General features: G+C 47.4%; 16 protein-coding genes. 3 read left to right on the forward strand and 13 right to left on the reverse strand.

Annotated elements, in window-relative coordinates:
* The first annotated feature begins 13 nt into the window (after nt 1–13).
* From EKL29_RS13475 to EKL29_RS13485, 3 genes are all read left to right on the forward strand, one after another.
* Entirely contained in the window at nt 14–490 is a 477-nt protein-coding gene (locus EKL29_RS13475) for a YbaK/prolyl-tRNA synthetase associated domain-containing protein (RefSeq protein ID WP_126689950.1), read from the forward strand.
* A 62-nt stretch (nt 491–552) separates the two neighbouring features.
* Nucleotides 553–1,347, forward strand: coding sequence for an ABC transporter substrate-binding protein (locus EKL29_RS13480; RefSeq protein WP_120453335.1), 795 nt, complete (start codon nt 553–555; stop codon nt 1,345–1,347).
* 106 nt (nt 1,348–1,453) lie between these two features.
* On the forward strand, nt 1,454–2,752 hold the full coding sequence (locus tag EKL29_RS13485; RefSeq protein WP_126689951.1) for a succinylglutamate desuccinylase/aspartoacylase family protein: 1,299 nt from the start codon (nt 1,454–1,456) through the stop codon (nt 2,750–2,752).
* Between the two features lie 33 nt (nt 2,753–2,785).
* Here the strand turns inward: EKL29_RS13485 and gndA are convergent, their stop codons facing one another.
* From gndA to wcaK, 13 genes are all read right to left on the reverse strand, one after another.
* Nucleotides 2,786–4,195 (reverse strand): NADP-dependent phosphogluconate dehydrogenase, encoded by a 1,410-nt coding sequence (gene gndA, locus EKL29_RS13490; RefSeq protein WP_120453331.1) that lies wholly within the window; start codon nt 4,193–4,195, stop codon nt 2,786–2,788.
* A gap of 163 nt (nt 4,196–4,358) precedes the next feature.
* The gene (locus tag EKL29_RS13495) at nt 4,359–5,573 is read right to left on the reverse strand and encodes a hypothetical protein (RefSeq protein WP_126689952.1); all 1,215 of its coding nucleotides are present in this window, start codon (nt 5,571–5,573) and stop codon (nt 4,359–4,361) included.
* A 12-nt stretch (nt 5,574–5,585) separates the two neighbouring features.
* A complete protein-coding gene (locus EKL29_RS13500; protein ID WP_126689953.1) occupies nt 5,586–6,710 on the reverse strand; it encodes a glycosyltransferase family 4 protein in 1,125 nt (374 codons plus the stop codon).
* Nucleotides 6,710–7,612 carry a glycosyltransferase gene (locus EKL29_RS13505; protein WP_126689954.1) on the reverse strand — a complete coding sequence of 301 codons (903 nt, stop codon included), beginning with the start codon at nt 7,610–7,612 and terminating at the stop codon, nt 6,710–6,712. The genes EKL29_RS13500 and EKL29_RS13505 overlap by 1 nt, the downstream gene beginning before the upstream one ends.
* Nucleotides 7,609–8,763: a UDP-galactopyranose mutase gene (gene glf, locus EKL29_RS13510; RefSeq protein ID WP_126689955.1), complete on the reverse strand. Its 1,155-nt coding sequence runs from the start codon at nt 8,761–8,763 to the stop codon at nt 7,609–7,611. Before glf ends, EKL29_RS13505 begins: the two co-directional genes overlap by 4 nt.
* Entirely contained in the window at nt 8,764–10,665 is a 1,902-nt protein-coding gene (locus tag EKL29_RS13515; RefSeq protein ID WP_126689956.1) for a DUF4422 domain-containing protein, read from the reverse strand.
* Nucleotides 10,666–10,676: 11 nt separating this feature from the next.
* Entirely contained in the window at nt 10,677–11,414 is a 738-nt protein-coding gene (locus EKL29_RS13520) for an ABC transporter ATP-binding protein (protein ID WP_126689957.1), read from the reverse strand.
* Entirely contained in the window at nt 11,414–12,181 is a 768-nt protein-coding gene (locus tag EKL29_RS13525) for an ABC transporter permease (RefSeq protein WP_126689958.1), read from the reverse strand. The genes EKL29_RS13520 and EKL29_RS13525 overlap by 1 nt, the downstream gene beginning before the upstream one ends.
* Before the next feature lie 302 nt (nt 12,182–12,483).
* Nucleotides 12,484–13,497, reverse strand: a complete 1,014-nt coding sequence (galE, locus tag EKL29_RS13530; RefSeq protein ID WP_126689959.1) for a UDP-glucose 4-epimerase GalE — start codon at nt 13,495–13,497, stop codon at nt 12,484–12,486.
* A gap of 53 nt (nt 13,498–13,550) precedes the next feature.
* Nucleotides 13,551–14,447, reverse strand: coding sequence for a UTP--glucose-1-phosphate uridylyltransferase GalF (galF, locus tag EKL29_RS13535; RefSeq protein ID WP_120453310.1), 897 nt, complete (start codon nt 14,445–14,447; stop codon nt 13,551–13,553).
* Between the two features lie 275 nt (nt 14,448–14,722).
* The gene (locus tag EKL29_RS13540; protein ID WP_120453308.1) at nt 14,723–16,063 is read right to left on the reverse strand and encodes an MOP flippase family protein; all 1,341 of its coding nucleotides are present in this window, start codon (nt 16,061–16,063) and stop codon (nt 14,723–14,725) included.
* On the reverse strand, nt 16,060–17,283 hold the full coding sequence (locus tag EKL29_RS13545; RefSeq protein WP_120453306.1) for a glycosyltransferase: 1,224 nt from the start codon (nt 17,281–17,283) through the stop codon (nt 16,060–16,062). Before EKL29_RS13545 ends, EKL29_RS13540 begins: the two co-directional genes overlap by 4 nt.
* 4 nt (nt 17,284–17,287) lie before the next feature.
* Entirely contained in the window at nt 17,288–18,550 is a 1,263-nt protein-coding gene (gene wcaK, locus EKL29_RS13550; protein ID WP_126689960.1) for a colanic acid biosynthesis pyruvyl transferase WcaK, read from the reverse strand.
* Between the last annotated feature and the right edge of the window lie 147 nt (nt 18,551–18,697).

Raw genomic sequence — 18,697 nt, forward strand, 5'->3', positions numbered from 1 at the left:
CTCAGGAACCGCGATGACAACCCATGAAAAACTGCTCGCCCTGCTGGATCGGCATCAGGCGCGCTATCGGCTGATTACGCATGAAGCGACCGGTAAATGCGAGGCAGTGGCGGCGATCCGCGGCACGGCGGTGGGCCAGGGGGCAAAAGCGCTGGTGTGCCACGTCAAAGGCAACGGCGTCAAACAGCATGTGCTGGCGGTGCTGCCTGCAGATCAGCAGGCGGATTTAACCAGAGTGGCGGAGGCAGTCGGCGGTCGGCGCGCCTCGCTCGCCAGCCCGGCGGAAGTGGATGCGCTGACCGGCTGTGTGTTCGGCGCTATACCGCCCTTCTCTTTTCATCCCGATTTGAAGCTGGTGGTCGATCCGCTGCTGTTTGATCGTTTTGAGGAGATCGCCTTTAACGCTGGTCGACTGGACAGGTCGGTCATAGTCAATACCGACGACTATCGCCGCCTCTGTAATGCTAACGTAGTGAAAATAATCCAGTAATTGTCATCGTGATAGCGGGCAGGTACTCTGCTTAATTCAACATCACGATAAAAGAAGATTAAATGGCTATTTACACTCCCTCACGTCTGCGCGCTGCGCTGATGACCGCTCTGCTGGCAGGCTGCGCCTTTGGCGCGCAGGCGAAAATCGAACAGGTCCGCTTCGCGGTTGATCCGACCTATCCTCCGTTTGAGTCCAAAACCCCGCAGGGCAAGCTGGTCGGCTTCGATATCGATCTGGGCAATGCGCTGTGCCAGCAGATGCAGGCAAAATGCGTCTGGGTGGAAAGTCAGTTCGACGGCATGATCCCGGCGCTCAAAGCGCGTAAGTTCGACGCCATCCTGTCAGATATGGGCATTACCGAAGAGCGTCTGAAGCAGATCGACTTTACCGTGCCGCTCTATGACACCCATACCCAGCTGATTGCGCGTAAAGGTTCCGGCCTGCTGCCGACCGCCGAGTCGCTGAAGGGTAAAACCGTCGGCGTGGAGCAAGGCACAGTGCAGGAGCGTTACGCACGCGCCAAATGGCAGCCGTACGGCGTGAACGTCGTGCCCTATGGCGATCAGGCACAGGTAGAGAGCGACCTTATCTCTGGCCGTCTGGATGTGGTATTTACCGATGCGGCGCAGGCGGCAAACGGCTTCCTGAAACATCCGCAGGGCAAAGATTTCGAGCTGGCCGGCCCGATTGTGCAAGATCCAATTATCGGTCCGGGAACCGCGATTGGCCTGCGTAAAGGCGATACCGAACTGAAAACCGCGATGGATAACGCCTTCGCCGAAATCAAAAAGAACGGCACCTTCGACAAGATTCAAAAGCAGTACTTCGCTACTGACATTTCTGTCCAGCCGTAACCCTGGGGCGACGCAACTGGTCGCCCGCTTTAATTCGGCACTATACTTTTCTTCATTTCCAGGGCGCAGCTGCGCCCCTTCTAAATGACAGGATACTCAGCGCCTCATGCATCAACAACATCATCCTCTTCTTAGCGCCTCGCTGGGCACTCAGCGCGAAATCGTCAGCTTCCACTTCGGCGAAGAAAAACATAAACAGGTTTATATCCAGGCGTCGCTGCACGGCGATGAGATCCCCGGTATGGCGGTCGCCTGGTTTCTCAAGCAGAAGCTGGCGGCGCTGGAGTCCGCTGGCAGGCTGCGTGCGAGCTTTACGCTGGTGCCGGTGGCGAACCCGCTGGCGCTGAGCCAGCACTGGAACGGCACGCATCTGGGACGTTTTCACTGCGAGTCTGGTCAGGACTTCAACCGTCGCTTCCCCGCGCTGGGCGAAAAGCTGGCGGCTGAGCTGGCCGGCTCGCTGTCGCCGAACGAAGGCGACAACAAGCGGCTGATCCGCGATGCGATCGATCGCCACTATCGCGATGTAATTGCCAAAAACGAACTGGAGGCACAGCGGTTTACCCTGATGCGCATGGCGAGCCAGGCGGATCTGATGATTGATTTGCACTGCGACTGGGAAGCGTTGCCCCATCTCTACACCACACCGCACGCCTGGCCCGATATTGAGCCGCTGGCGCGCTGGCTGGGCAGCGAGGTGCAGCTGCTGGCGCAGGTTTCAGGCGGTGAACCCTTCGATGAAGCCTGCTGCGAGCCCTGGCTGACGCTGGCGGAGCGTTTTGGCGACAGCTATCCAATGCCGCGCGGCCTGCTGCCGGTGACGCTTGAGCTGCGTGGGGTACGTGATGTCGATCCTGACCAGGCGGAGCATGACGCGGATGCAATTATCGCTGCGCTGCGCGAAGGTGGTTATATCGCGGCTGAAGAGACCCTGATATCAGCAGAAGTGGCCGCCCCGGTGATTGGCGGCGATGAACTGGCGCTGGTGACGGCAAATGCTGACGACATTGCAGGTATGGCGGAGAGCAGCGCTGCGGCGAGCGCGCTGGAAGCGGTAGATATGCCTGAAGAGGTGAGCGTTATTAAGCAGCGTCACACTGAGGGCGCAGCCGCTGTCTCCCCTGCCCTTAAACATCCCGCAACGCCGCTGGCAGGCTGCGAATATATTTACTCGCCGGTATCGGGCCTGATCCTGCACCGTAAAAAACTGGGCGCGCATATTCGTCCGGGTGAAGTAATCGCTGAGGTAGTCGATCCGATAACCGACAGCGTGACGCCGCTGGTGGCAGAGCATGGCGGCGTGCTCTATGCAAGGCACTGGGCGAAGTTCGCGACGGCGGGCATGCTGGTGGTCAGGCTGGCGGGAGATAAAGAGATTAGGAGCGGGGATTTGCTGGTGGGATAAAAAAAGGCTTCCTTATGGAAGCCTTTTTAATGATTAGTCCAGCCACTCGGTGTGGAACACACCTTCTTTATCGATGCGCTTATAGGTATGCGCGCCGAAGTAGTCGCGCTGCGCCTGAATCAGGTTAGCGGGTAATACTTCTGAACGATAGCTGTCGTAGTAAGCGATAGCGGCAGAGAAAGTCGGCGTCGGGATACCGTTTTGTACGGCGTAAGCAACTACGTCGCGCAGCGCCTGCTGGTATTCGTCAGCGATATTTTTGAAGTAAGGTGCCAGCAACAGGTTCGCGATATTGGCGTTTTCTGCATAGGCATCGGTGATCTTCTGCAGGAACTGTGCGCGGATGATGCAGCCAGCACGGAAGATTTTTGCGATTTCGCCGTAGTGCAGATCCCAGTTGTACTGCTCGGAAGCAGCACGCAGCTGTGAGAAGCCCTGCGCGTAAGAGACGATTTTGCCCAGGTAAAGCGCGCGACGCACTTTCTCGATAAATTCCGCTTTGTCACCGGTGAAAGCCTGTGCCTGCGGGCCGCTTAAAACTTTAGATGCGGCAACGCGCTGTGTCTTCAGAGAAGAGAGGTAGCGGGCAAATACGGATTCAGTAATCAGCGACAGCGGTTCGCCGAGATCCAGTGAGCTCTGGCTGGTCCATTTACCGGTACCTTTGTTAGCGGCTTCATCCAGGATGACGTCAACCAGGTAGTTACCTTCATCATCTTTCTTGGTGAAGATATCTTTGGTGATGTCAATCAGGTAGCTACTCAGCTCGCCGTTATTCCACTCGGTGAAGGTTTTCGCCAGCTCTTCGTTGCTCAGACCCAGCGCGCCTTTCAGCAGCGCATAGGCTTCGGCAATCAGCTGCATGTCGCCATATTCGATGCCGTTATGCACCATCTTCACGTAGTGGCCAGCGCCGTCTGGACCGATATAGGTCACACAGGCTTCGCCGTCTTCAGCGCGGGCAGCAATTTTGTCCAGGATCGGCGCAACCAGCTCGTAAGCCTCTTTCTGGCCGCCAGGCATGATAGAAGGACCTTTCAGCGCGCCCTCTTCACCACCGGAAACACCGGTACCGATGAAGTTGAAGCCCTGCTCAGAGAGCTCTTTGTTACGACGAATGGTGTCTTTGTAGAAGGTGTTGCCGCCGTCGATCAGGATGTCGCCTTTATCGAGATGCGGGGTCAGGGAAGCGATAGTTTTATCAGTTGCTTCGCCCGCCTGTACCATCAGCAGAATACGACGAGGTTTCTCAAGGGACTCTACAAACTCTTCGATCGTATAGTACGGAGCGAGCTTTTTACCTTGGTTCTCAGCGATAACTTCATCTGTTTTTTCGCGTGAACGGTTGAAGATAGAAACAGTGTAACCGCGGCTCTCAATGTTAAGAGCCAAATTGCGGCCCATTACCGCCATACCTACAACGCCAATTTGTTGCTTGGACATTTTTTACTCCTGTCTGAGTTTGAGGCTGATAATCATTCAAAATGAAATGAGCTTTGTTATCATACATCATGTTACATGTAACTTATATCAGTATAGGGAAATCAAGCACTAACAGATAAATTATAGAATGATAAGCGATTAAATTCGCAGCAAAGGCACTTTATTATATTTTGCGCCTAAATTGCTCTAACTCTTCTTCACAGGATCGTACACGCTCTATATATCTTTGAAGTTCGGAAGCTAAAGCCGAGGTTTCTTTTTTAAGATTTTCATAAAGATCTATTGCAGCATAAGCATCTAACGTTGATTGTTTTGATTTACGCTTTTCATATTCAAGACGCCCTTGCAGATCAAGGATTATCGGCATTAAAACATCTGATGGATGTATATGCGAATGGTAATAACCAAAATCAGGATCAAAATTAACTAATGCTTGATCTATAACACTATCGAAATTAGACGGGCAATCGGGATTTATCCAGTATTTTGTTAAGATAAAAGTAAGCATTTTTTTCTGAAAAAGATTCATCTTTTCAGGGTGCTGTGAAAATGCTTTTTTTAGATCGTTTTTGTCTGATAAAGCATTACAACATTGCTGCCATTCACAACTACCCGCACAGAAAACACTTGCTCCATCTATCAATGCTTCAATACCCACGCCTGAATTAATTGTTATTACTGATTTCGCTTTTCTAATCAAATCGTGAATATTACTATTAGTACGCACAACCCAAGGATTATGTTGAGTCAAAAGCGTTATGCTTTCTTCAACAGCAAAAGACTGGCAAAAAGGATGGCGTTTAACAAGCAGATATATCTCTTTCTCTTTGGCTATTTCAGCCGCATCGTGAAGTAATTGTATACCATCATAATTACTATGAACTGAAACTGGATCATTTTGAACTTGCATAGGATAGAAAACAAAATCCTTAGCAACTTCTGGCAAGGCTTCATTTGATTGCGGATATTTAGAATTATTTTCTTCAATGAATCTTTTTTGCCACTGTTCAAGCACGCAATTAACTGTATCTTCGTCTATTTGGGAAATCTCTTTTTCATAACGGTCGAAGTTTAATGCAATATCAGACCATCCTGAATACCCGCAAAAATCCATAGAAAACAAAGGAGTTACCGCAGCCTCCTTCATTCTTATGACATTTTTTTCTGCTCCCCATGAATGATAAGAAAAAATTAACGTTCCTTTCTCAGGTTTCCGTGGGGCTTCGTCTGCCCCAAATGGAACTTCTCTAAAATATAAGGGAATTTTTCTTTCGGTCAAAGCCAAAATAAGATTGGTAATAAAAGATTTATGTTTATATCCATCAACTGGATTTTTTGTCCAGGAGACAGGAACCTCTACTACTATTTTATCAGGCATTCATATCTCCGCTTACTCGAGTTTTCTATAAATCCAAAGCGTTTTTTGAATTACATATTTTGAGCAAAAATGCGATTTAACTCTTTCATGGGCTTTAAGACCAAAATCTGCTCTTAAATTCTTATCTTTGATTAACAATTCTAATTTCAAAGCCAAATCATCTAAATCTTTATTTACAATATAGCCTGTAGAATTATTAATAATTATACTACTGCAACCTCCTGTATCATAAGCTACACAAGGGCGCCCAACAGCAGCAGCTTCAATAAGAATCCGTGGTACACCTTCAGCGTATACAGAAGGTAAAGCAACGATATTTGAATTTTCAATTAATTGCCTTACATCATTTCGCTGACCTAACCAGGTTATATCATTAGATCCGGCCCACTTTTTTATCATATGGTCTGGTATAGCATCGGGATCATTTTTAACCATGATCCCGGCCACCATTAACTCAAAATAAACGCCTTTTTTTTCAAGGGCTCTTTTTGCTTCAATTAAATCAGCCAAACCTTTGCTCCAGATAAGGCGACTTGCAAAAAGCACTACAGGTTTAGCATTAGCTGGATCCGGCAAAAACTTAAATTCTTCAGTATTAACACCGGCCCCATTAATCACCATTGTTTTTTCAGCATTAACACCAGTGATAGAAACTATTCTGGCTCTATCTTGTTCATGCTCGAATATCATGAAAACATCTGGTTTAGAACTTATCCAGCGATAAAAATGAGAAACGCCTCTTTTGAGAATTCTATACTTTTTAGATTCTGAGGAAAAAACACGCCCTAACCCTACAAAACTCATGACCAGTTTCTTTCGAAAAAACTTCGCATACAAACCACCAATGAGACATGGCTTAATAGTAATACAATGTAAAATATCGGGCTCTAATGTGCGAAGTATATTAAATGAGTTAAAAAAATCTCTTAATAAAATTACTGGGTTTAGTGATTGCTCAGACATTTTAGAGTTATGAACGTTGATGCCGGCTGCTTTAAAACTATTCATGATAGTTAAATCTTCGAAGCTACAAACAACGTGAACTTCATAACCCTTGTCTTTAGCTGCCAGGGCTCGCTCTTTCCAGTGTAGATTAAAATACCAGTCAGAATTGATATAAAAACAAAGTTTTTTCATTAAATCCTGCCACTCTTTGGTCCCTTAAAATTATAAGTCATCCCATCCCAAACGCCTCTAGTCAGATATTTAATATAGCTTAGTTTGTTATCAGATTTTATAACCATAAAATAACACTTCACTATTCTGAGCAGTATGGACAATAAACTGAAAGGTTTCTTTTCTTGAAAAAAATTTCTGGATAGTATTAAATTTCTCGATAAATAATAAATCTTCCATGGAGGCATGGCTGACTTAGATTCCAGCACATCATGATAAAAAGTCAAATCCGGATTATAGATAATTTTATAACCCAGTAGATTTAGCTCCCATGAAAAATAAACGTCATCAAAGTAGACAAATAAGTCTTTATTGATTTTATGATACATTTTTTTTAGTAGAGTAAAGTCGATAAAAACTCCAACGAATGAGAAAGTTACTACTTCTGCCTTTCCAGAACGGCTGGCTTCAAACTGACAAGGTTCCTTATAATAACGGATCAATTCCCTAAAGCTATTAGGAATTTTAAGCCAGGGAATATTCATTTTACAGCGCGATCCCTTCATATCAACAACGTTGGTAGCAATAACGTCAGCGTCCTGTTTGTCACTTGAAATAAAATCTGCGAGTAAAGTAGAGTCCGGATAAGCATCATCATCAAAAAATAGCACCCAGTCTGGGTTGCTGTTATGTGCTAGCCATTCAGAGCCTTTAAAAAAGCCACCTGCTCCTCCCTCATTCACGTCATTGAAAACTATTTTTAGACGTGAATCCCGAAGCTCACGAAGCCATCCCGATGTTGCATCTGTTGATGCATTATCGACAATAAGTATTTCGTGAAAAGGGAGCTGCTCTATTGCAGCCCAACATTTTTTTAACTTTTCGAGACGATTATAGGTGACTATTAAAGCAGTGATTTTCATCTGGGATTAACCACAAAAACCGGCATTTCCAGTTCATTCTGAAGGGCATCACGATACTTTTTAACAACATCTAGAGCCTCTTTGATCGTAACATCCATATCCAGATAACGATATGTGCCGAGTCGGCCTATAAAGGTAATATTGCTTTCTTTATCAGCTTCATCCAGATATTGATTCAACAACTGCATTTCTCCCATCTGACGGATAGGATAATAAGGAATATCTTTTTCTGAGCAAGCACGACTAAATTCTTTATAACAAACAGTCTTGTCATGCTTCTCCCAAGGAGCAAAGTATTTGTGCTCAGTGATTCTTGTATAAGGGACATCAACTTCGCCATAGTTCATTACAGCACAGCCCTGATAATCGCCTTCGGCTTCGAAACGTTGAAAATCTAATGTTCTGTAACCCAATCGACCTAAAGAAAAACCAAAGTAACCATCTAAAGGCCCACTATAAAAAACATGATCGTACTTATTTTTATCTTCTTTAACGAAATGCGTATTTAATTGAACATGGATATTTTCATGGTTAAGAATTGACTCAACGATCGGTGTATAACCTTCCTTTGGCATTCCTTGAAACTTGTGATTAAAATAATTGTCGTCGTAATTAAATCTCACAGGTAATCTTTTTAAGATTGATGCAGGTAATTCTTTAGGTTCCATACCCCATTGTTTAATTGTGTAACCTTTAAAAAATGCCTCATATAATTCTTTCCCAACAAAGCGGAGGGCTTGCTCTTCGAAAGTTTTGGGATCAGTAATACTTTTATCGCCTTTAGATTCAATAAGTTCTTTGGCTTGCGAAGGATTACAAGTTTTATTAAAAAATTGGTTTATCGTATGGAGATTTATTGGTAACGAGTAAACACTGCCATTCACTGTAGCTTTTACTCTATTAGTGTAGGGCATCATTTCACAATGGGCATTGATATAATTCCATACTTCTTCATTATCCGTATGAAAAATATGCGGGCCATAAGTATGTACCATTACATTAGTATTAACATCTCTCTCGCTATAACAGTTACCAGCAATATGTGCTCTTGAGTCTATGATATGTACATTATGCCCGTCTTCTGCTAACTCTCGTCCAATAACAGCACCTGAAAAACCTGCACCTACGATGAGAATATTCTTTTTCATAATTCAACCTAAAATTATACGACGTACTCTGTAATAATTACGAGCGATCAATTGACGGCGCTTACTACCAACTGGCGCATATTTATTTAGATATGGCATAAGCTTTCTTTTTATTTTAGTCTGGAACAAGAGTTTATCATTGTTTCCAGGTTGTGCCTGTGCGGAAGTTCCATTTAAACGATCATAAACTTCTTTTTGCCATGGTGTATTATTTATGTAGGATATGAAATTATCAAAAAAGTCAACGTGAGGCGTATCCCATGGTTTATTTTCGCCAGCAAAATGTATCATTTTAGGATGTTTGCGGGACTTCAAAAAACTCATATAAGTTTCAAAATTTAAATTAGGGAAAAAATCATCAGTATTACCATTGCCATGATAGACATTCCATTCATTAGGTAAATAGTGAACACGATTATAAAAGACCTTGTTCATTATGTCTTGATCAAGAAACCAATAGTTACGTGATTTCAATGCTTGCATTAGCTTACCGTAGGTATTCTCTTTCTGCATTTGAGCAATATTAAAAAGAATAATACCGGCTTGAAAATAGCGATGGGAATCCTTCATCTCAAGTATATTTTCGAGATACTCTCTTGCAACAAGATTTTTTGGCTCATCTATATGTGCAATAGCTCCAAATTTGACAAATCCCTCCATTACTATATCTCTAACGGCAGCGATTAAATTATTACCGAGATTAATGTGAACCAGTTCCGCTACGTCGCTTTCAACAATAGTATCAGCATCTATGAATAAAACTTTTTCGAACTCTGAGAAAATAGAAGGAATGAATAATCTTGCATAAGTTGCGGCGCTAAAATGGGCTCTGGTGTAAACACTTTTCATTTCGCTAAAAGCATTCACGTCAAAAAAACGAATTGAGAAATTGTTTTTCCCATTGATTAGCGAGAAAAATCGAGATTTGTTTCTCGTTGAAACACCATTTTCTAAAATAACAATGTCATAGTTATCGTCGGGATGGCTGTTTTTAATAATAGAATTAATTAATGCACCGCCGCTTAATGAGTAGTTGTCATCAAAGCATATTACTACAGGAACATTTTTCTCTGGGAAAGCAGGTTTAAGCTTACCATTAAAAGTTTCCGTTTTAACAAAAGTACGCTGAAGTTCCTTTTTATTTAATGGAGAAGTCTTTTCCTTATAGATAAGAAAAATATTAAAAAGCCTTTCAGATATATGCCCTATAACTCTTTTTTCTTGAGCACTGTAATTACGCAATGCAAAATTTCTTTCAAGATCACTGAAGATATTAAAAAGCCATTCTGAATATTCCGAGAAAAGATCGGATCGCATTACAAACATATTTGTATAATAGCCATCATGCGCGCTATTAAATATTTTTACTGCGGAAGCATACTCTGGATAAAGATATAAAAGGCTATCGATCGCTGCTTGATAATCTTCGATATGTAAATGCTGCGAAACTTTATAATGCTCGTAATTATTTTTACTCCCTGCCTGCTTAACGCTCCATTTTTTTGGCAAAAGAATATCGCAACCATCTATTGCCTCAGCTATAGATTTTTCATTAAGCCCAAATTTTTCTTCATACTCTGGTGAAATAACCTCTTCATTGACCACACCCCATACGTCTTCTGGATAATTCTGATTATCTGAGAAGTTCAGATGACGCCTGTAATGCATGAACCCCACATACTCAGATGAAAGGTCGTTCTTCCAGACCCAATACTGAGCAGTCAATTCGCAATAAAAAGGGTTTTTAATAGAGATATTGTCGCCCGTGTCATCACCATCACAACAAATATCGTTAAAGCTATTAGCCTTACCTACGTGGATGGGTTTAATCACCGATGACGATAAAAATGCGCTAGGTTTATGATGGCTAGTATAAATTTTTATTTTTTCTTTATAAATACTCATTCGATGTTTCCTTACATTGAAGAACGATACTGTTGCAATACGACATCCGCATTGCCACTCGCTTTTAATCGGTGGTTTTCAATCCAGATAACGCGATCGCAAATTTTTTCAATGTCACTAAGGTTATGACTTACAAATAAAATTGTGACGCCTTTTGATTTAAACTTATTTATAGTTTCCATGCATTTTTTTTGAAAAGCATAGTCCCCTACTGCCAAAACCTCATCAATAATGAGTATATCTGGATCAACTTGTGTAATAACTGAAAAACCTAACTTTGCCAGCATCCCACTTGAATAAACACGAATAGGCTCATCAATAAATTCACCTAGCTCTGAAAACTCAATAATTTTTTCTAACCTTTCATTTAACTGTTTGCGGCGCAAGCCAAGAAGAGTTGCATTGAGTCGTATGTTTTCCCTTCCAGTAAGTTCTGGGTGGAATCCACCCCCCAACTCTAGCATGGATGCGACTCTTCCTTTCGTGGTTACTGTACCGGCTGAAGGCTTTATGACACCAGCAACTAAGCCAAGAGAAGTACTTTTACCGGCACCATTTCGCCCAATGAGTGCAACTGACTCACCTTTATTGACGGTAAAGCTTATATCTTCAATAGCCAGATAGCTTCTGCCTGAAAGCAGTGTCAAAGCGCGCCTCGGGTTGAAAATCAACTCTTTTATACCTGAACCAATATGGTGATATAATGGATAACGTTTAGTTACCCCTTTGAATTCTATCGCTACTTCCATTATAAGATCTCAGCAAACCGAAACTTTAATTTATTAAAAACCCAAGAGCCGATGAGAAGCGTAATTATACCCATTCCATATAAAGACAGAATTTTCTCATAATCAACGTGACCATTCATAAATAGCTCCCTCCAGCTCAGAACCATGTCCGCTAAGGGATTATATTTAATTAACCATTGGTATTTTTCGGGTATCATATCTCCGGCGTAGAGTATTGGAGTACAGTAAAAAAGTAGCATGATACCTAAAGTAATGAATCTTTCTAAATCCCTGAAGAAGAGATTCAACGTCGAAAGGAAAAGCGCAATACCATACGAAAAAACCAACTGTGCCAAGCCGATTAATGGAATACCATATAACCAGTTCCAGTGTGGAGTCATATTATAAACCAAAAGGAAAACAATAATTACTGGAATGGTACATAAAAAGTGCAGGCACTCCATCATGACGTTACTAAATGGGATAACCGAACGAGGGAAAACTGTTTTTTTAATGATTTGCGCGTTAGCAATAAATGAAAAGAGGGAGTTTGATGTTGTACTTGCAAACCATTGCCATGGGAATAATCCTGTAATTATAAATATTGTATAATTAGGAATCTGTACCCGCATGATCAACTTAAAAATGAAGTAATAAATCATAGCAAAGAGTAGTGGGTTTGCTATTGACCATAAATATCCTAAAAAGCTACTTTTGTAGCGAACCTTGAGCTCTTTCTCAGTGATAACTGTTACTAAATCAATGAGATAACCTAAACTAAACTTCATACTTTACGCTCTGTATTCTACTTTCAAAAATGATTAATTTATGTTCGGTTAAGTGCATTAAACATGCTACCGCCCCTGGCTTAACAGCTACCAGTAGACTACACACTAAGCCACGTTTTAAGGTTGTTTGATAAGGTTTTATAAATGCTTATAAGTAACTATTCGCCACTTATGGTAACTGCCGCAAATTCTAATAAACGGCTGATATTAACATTTCCTTGTTGGACTTAAAAGCGCGTAAATTTATACGACTAATAATGCAAAAAGCCTGTTCTCAGACAGGCTTTTGTTTAAATTTTCAGTTATTTGAATCCGTTTGGATTCTTCGACTGCCAGTTCCAGGTATCGCGCATCATCTCTTCAATGCCGCGCGACACGCGCCAGTCCAGCTCTTTGTCCGCCAGGCTCGCATCAGCCCAGAAGGATGCCAGGTCGCCGTCGCGACGCGGTTTGATCTCATAAGGGATCTGTTTGCCAGAAGCCGCCTCAAACGCCTTGATCATCTCAAGCACCGAATAGCCTTTGCCCGCGCCGAGATTGTAAGCCTTATAACCCTCTACCTTCGGCAGATGATCCAGCGCCTTGAGGTGGCCTTCCGCCAGGTCGACAACGTGAATGTAGTCGCGCTGACAGGTGCCGTCCGGCGTCGGGTAATCGCCGCCGAACACGCCGAGCTGCGGCAGACGGCCAATCGCTACCTGCGCGATATAGGGCAGCAGGTTGTTAGGAATGCCGGTCGGGTCTTCGCCGATCTCGCCAGACTCATGTGCGCCGACCGGGTTAAAGTAGCGCAGCGCGATGGCTTTGAATTTTGGTTCGGCAAAGGCGAAGTCGCGCATCACGAACTCAATCATCAGCTTGGACGTGCCGTAAGGGCTGGTCGTGCCGCCGATCGGCGTGGTTTCCACATAGGGAACCGGCGCGTCGGCGCCATAGACGGTGGCGGAAGAGCTGAAGATAAAGTTATAGATGCCTGCGGCGCGCATCTCTTCCAGCAGCACGACTGTGCCAGCGACGTTGTTGTCGTAATACTCCAGCGGCATGCGGGTTGACTCCCCTACCGCCTTCAGCGCGGCGAAGTGGATAACCGCTGTGATCTCATTGCTGGCGAAAAGATCGCGCAGGCAGGCGCGGTCGCGGACATCGCCTTCCACAAAGGTCGCCTTTTTCCCGGCCAGCTTCTCGACGCGATTGATCGCCTCGCGCGAGGCGTTGCACAGGTTATCCAGTACTACAACGTCGTCGCCGCGCTGCAATAATGCCAGCACCGTATGGGAGCCGATATATCCCGCCCCGCCCGTTACCAAAATAGCCATGTGTGCTCCTGTCAAAGCTGCCGCGTCGATGCGCGGCAAAAGGTGAGAAAAGGTTATTTTGCCAGAATTTTCTCGATGGCGGCGCGGAATTCCTGCCCCATGGTGTTGCTGCGCAGGCCGTAAGAGACAAATGCCTGCATATAGCCAAGCTTGCGCCCGCAGTCGAAGCTGCGACCCGTCAGCAGTGCGGCGTCAACCGGCTTCTTCTGGCTCAGGCTGGCGATAGCGTCGGTAAGCTGAATACGGCCCCATGCGCCCGGCTCGGTACGTTCAAGCTCTCCCCAGATATCTGCGGAGAGTACATAGCGGCCAACCGCAGCCAGATCGGAGTTAAGCGGCGCCGGCTCTTCCGGCTTCTCAACGAAATTGGTGATAGTGCTGACGTCGCCTGGGTTATCCAGCGGCTGCTCGGTGGTAATTACCGAGTACTCTCTGAGATCGGAAGTCGGCATATGCTGCGCCAGCACCTGGCTATGGCCGGTCTCTTCAAAGCGCGCCACCATAGCGGCCAGGTTGTAGCGCAGGTGGTCAGCGGTGGAGTCGTCCAGCAGCACGTCCGGCAGGACGACAACAAAGGGGTTGTCGCCAATCATCGGACGGGCGCACAGGATAGAGTGACCCAGACCCAGCGGTTGCGCCTGACGCACGTTCATAATGGTCACGCCCGGCGGGCAAATAGACTGCACTTCGCTCAGCAGCTGACGTTTAACGCGCGCTTCGAGCAGCGCTTCCAGCTCGTAAGTGGTATCGAAGTGGTTTTCCACCGCATTTTTGGAAGCATGGGTGACCAGCACAATCTCTTTGATGCCCGCGGCAACGCATTCATCAATGATATATTGAATCATCGGCTTATCAACGACAGGCAGCATCTCTTTTGGAATTGCTTTCGTCGCCGGGAGCATATGCATACCGAGACCCGCAACCGGGATTACTGCTTTAAGCTTGGTCATATTTTTTCCATTTCATGAAGTGAATACGTGTGGTCGATTATGCAGTCTCGGCCAGAACAGCAAGTATAATCTTTATCTGAAAATCTGACACTAAATGCCTGTCAACCCTTAGAAATTCATCTTTTTCCCACTATTCAGACACGCCATAAAGTGAGTAAAGACAAGCGCTAAACCATGCGTTAAAACCCTCTTCAGCAACGGTGGCTGATAAGGTGCAATGCCAGGCTAAAAAAGAATCGGGCGGCACAGCGGCCGCCCGGGATAACACTCATCGATTAGAGCCAGCGTTCGAACCACTCCGGCATAACAAACAGGTCGAAATGATTCACCAGCACAATCACCGCGATAAATAGCGCCGACACCGACACCCACTGTCGCGCATAAGGCATAAAGCGGATACCGATAACTGGCTTAATAAAGAACGGATGCGCGAAGGCGGAGATCAGCACCTGCGAGATCGACAGCGTCAGCGCCACGTAAAGCACGTTCGGCCAGATAAAAGTGGTCGCCAGCACCGCCAGCACCACCAGACTCGCCACGATATTCCAGTAGAACTCGACGTTGGTGCGGCCGTTCGCCTGCGAAATAGCGCCGGTCAGCCCGCCCATCGGGCGCAGCATGCCGAACAGCAGCATCAGCGGGATCAGATGGTAAACCTGCTCGTGCGACGCGCCGTACAACACCCGCACAATCACCGGCGAAAGAATCCCGATAGCCAGGTACATCGCGCTGCTGAAGAGCATGATAACGAAGGTGCCCTTCAGGAACAGCTTTTTGAGCTGCTCGGGATCCTGCTGTTTCTCCGCGAAGCGCGGCAGCGCCAGGCGGTTGATAACCGGCGATACCAGCTTGAGCGGCTGGAGGATCAGCTCTTTCGCCAGCGAATAGATGCCGAGCATCTCTGCGCCCATAACCTTACCGACAATCAGGGCGTCCGCCTGAGTGCGCAGCTGATTGATGGTCTGCGAACCAAGCTGATAGATGCCGTAACGCACCGCGCTGATAAAGGTGGCTTTATCAAACTCCCACGTGGGCCGCCACGACTTCTCGCCGAAGGCGATCATGCAGAGAATGCGGGTAAAAGCGTTGATAAACAGCCCAAGGATCGCCGCCGCCACCGTCAGCGATGTAAAGCAGAGCATCGCTACGGTACAGGCAAACGCGAACAGTTTGGTCGCCATCTCGATTTTGGCGAGCAACACCATACGTTTGGTTTTGATGTAGTGCGCCTGATACTGCGACAGGTGACCCAGCACGAGGAAGTTGAGGCTGGTAAGCATAATCAGCCCTACCAGCTCCGGCAGATGGTAGAACCAGGCGACCGGATACGCGATGCCGAGCAGGATCAAACCGGTCACCAGGCTCAGCGAAACGTTAACCCAGTAAATGGTGCTCTGCTCGCGCCGGGTGATCTCCTGACGATGCACGAGATAGCTGCTCATCCCCATATCCTGCAGCACGGTGGCGACCGCCAGAATGGCGTTGATAATCGCCAGCAGCCCCAGCTCGTGCGCTTCCAGCTTGCGCGCCAGCACGCTGAGCTGCAGTACCTGCAGTAGCGCGGCGAAACAGGTACTGCCGAACAGCCATACCGCCTGTTTTTTCAGTCCGCTCACGCCAGCTGCTCCAGCAGCCGCGCCAGTTCTCCATAGGCGATATGCTGATTGAATTCCGTTTCGACCTTATGCCGCGCCGCCGCGACCACTGGTGCCACATCGATATCGCCCTGCGACAGCCTGAACAGCGTATCGGCCAGCGCCTCGGCGTCATCTTCCGGCACCAGCCAGCCTGAAACGTTGTTTTCAATCAGCTCGGGAATGCCGCTGTGGAAGGTGGAGACCACCGGCAAGCCCACCGCCATCGCTTCCATCAGCGCCACCGGTATCCCCTCCATATCGCCATCGGCGGCGGTTTTGGAGGGCAGCAGGAAGATATCCGCCTCGCTCAGGGCGGCGCGAATCTCCTCCTGCGGCTTGAAGCCCGGCATGCTGACACAATCTTCCAGCCCGGCGTTGGCGATATGCTCGCGCATCATCGCATCCTGGTCGCCGTTGCCGATAATGGTGAACTCAAACTGACCGCCGCGCTGTTTCAGCAGCTCGCTGGCCTTCACCGCGACGTCGAGTCCCTTCTTCTCAGTGAGACGCGCCACGGAGACGATGCGCAGCGGCGAGTGAAACGCCTTGCGCGGCTTGAAGTTAAACTTCTCCGGCTCGATGCCCATGCGCGTGACGTGGATCTTCTCCGGCGGGCAGCCCATTTCGATCAGCTTGCGCTCCCAGAGATGGCTGATCGGCAGCAACAGCTCGCTCTGTTCGAACAGATTGACGTAATCCTGCTTGTGCTCTTCCAGAATATGGCGGCGTGAAATATCCGCGCCGTGAAACACCGTTGCCTGCTTGCCGATCAGCACGCCCAGCTCACGCAGCTTATTCGCCAGCGCGCCCGCGTAGCCGAAGTGAACAAGGAACACGTCGGCGGTATAGGGCTGGCGGGTATTCGCCACGATAGAGGGCAGCAGCAGCTTGCTGGACTGCGCGCCGTAGCGGCGTACGTTAAGCGAGCGGATCAGCGCGGGCTTCGCTACTTTCGGCAGCACCAGCTTCAGCCGCTGGTTAAGCTTGTCGATATTTGAGACTTTCTCTTCCGGCAGCAGATAGTGCGTGCGCGACGCCAGCTGATATTCGTCGAAGGCTGCGTGACGGTTCACCAGATCGCCGGGAAATACCGAGATGATCTCTACGTCGTAGCCAGCGTCGATAAAATGAGTCACCTGGTTCAGCACGAAGGTCTCAGAGGCGACCGGGAAACGCATGGTGAAAAAAGTGAGTTTCATAGCATTACCCCAATACGTTGAGGATCTCTTCTGTGATCCGGTTACCGACTTCGCGCTCGTGCGCAACCGCCGTATCGACCTGCTGTTTAATCGCGTCATAATTCGCCAGCACGTCTTTGACTTTGTCGATCAGCGAGCCGTCCATCAGGCTCTTCACGTCGGTCGCCATCTGCGGCAGGCCGAGCTGATTCATCACACCCATCGACTTGTGTTCGTAGTTGATAGCGACGGCCGGCGTGCCGAAGTTCATCGAGATAATGGCAGAGTGCAGGCGCGTACCGATGGTGAGATGGCAGTGGCTCAGCAGGATGCCCAGCTCAAGGTCGTTAAACTCATCCATGATGACATGGTAATGCTCCGGGCGCTCGATGCTGTCGCGCAGCGTCAGCGCCACCATACGATCATCTTTGGCATAACTGTCAATGCCGGTGCAGGTCGAGAAGGCGACCACCTGATAGCCTTCGGCGATCATCGCATTGATTACGCGGCCAAAAGCGGCTTCATACTCTTTCTGCGTCACGCCAAGGCGTTTGTCGAACGGCGCCAGCTCACGCACGGTAATCGCGATAGTTTTGCGACTGCTGATAATATTTTGCCAGTGCAGCAGGTTGTGGCTCGGCTGTTCGACGCTGCGCGCGCGGACCAGGAAAGCGGTATCGACGCCCGGCGCGACTTTGCGCGTGGTGACGCCATCTTTTTTCATCAGATCGAGGCTGACCGATTCGCGCAGCACCAGGCTGTCAACACGGTCAAAGACGAAGTTCGCCAGTGCATTTACGCGCGGGTTCTGAAAGGGACCGACCGAGTGGCCGATCAAATAGAGAGGCTTCTTCGCCATCAGGGCGCAGAGCGCATGATCGAACTGCGTCACGCCATAGAGATCGACGAAGAACGAGCCGCCGACCTGAATAATGGCGTCGTACTGCTTCAGGCTGTCGGTAAAGGCTTCCAGATGCGCCGGCACGGCGAAAGATTTAAACAGACCGCCTTTTCCCAGATGCGCCATCATAATGTTCGGCATCAGCCGGTTAGCGACCTTGCGCTTTACCGTTCCAATCAATCCCTTAGCTGACTTACTGTTGTGCAAAAACAGCGAATCCTGCTGAATGTCTTGCTGGAGCAAATAACCAGAGCTCGTTGGGTAACGGCTGATCACATCAATATCTATGTCACTGCGGGCGGCATGTATCGAATCGATCAGCCCGCGGAGAATCGCGCCATCCCCGCGATTCCCACACGTATGGTTACCCACCAGTAAAATTTTCATTAAAAACTCCGAAAAATTTCTTATTTAATTTTTACCCGACCTGGACGTCTGCGATGCGCCGGGTAAACAAGCCGCCCTGTCCTGACGGGCAAAAGTAAACTCTGTGTTTAAAAAAATAACCAATATGCAATGTAAAAAATGCTCCAG

The sequence above is a fragment of the Pantoea sp. YU22 genome (genome assembly GCF_003970755.1).
Taxonomy (GTDB): Bacteria; Pseudomonadota; Gammaproteobacteria; order Enterobacterales; family Enterobacteriaceae; genus Pantoea; species Pantoea piersonii.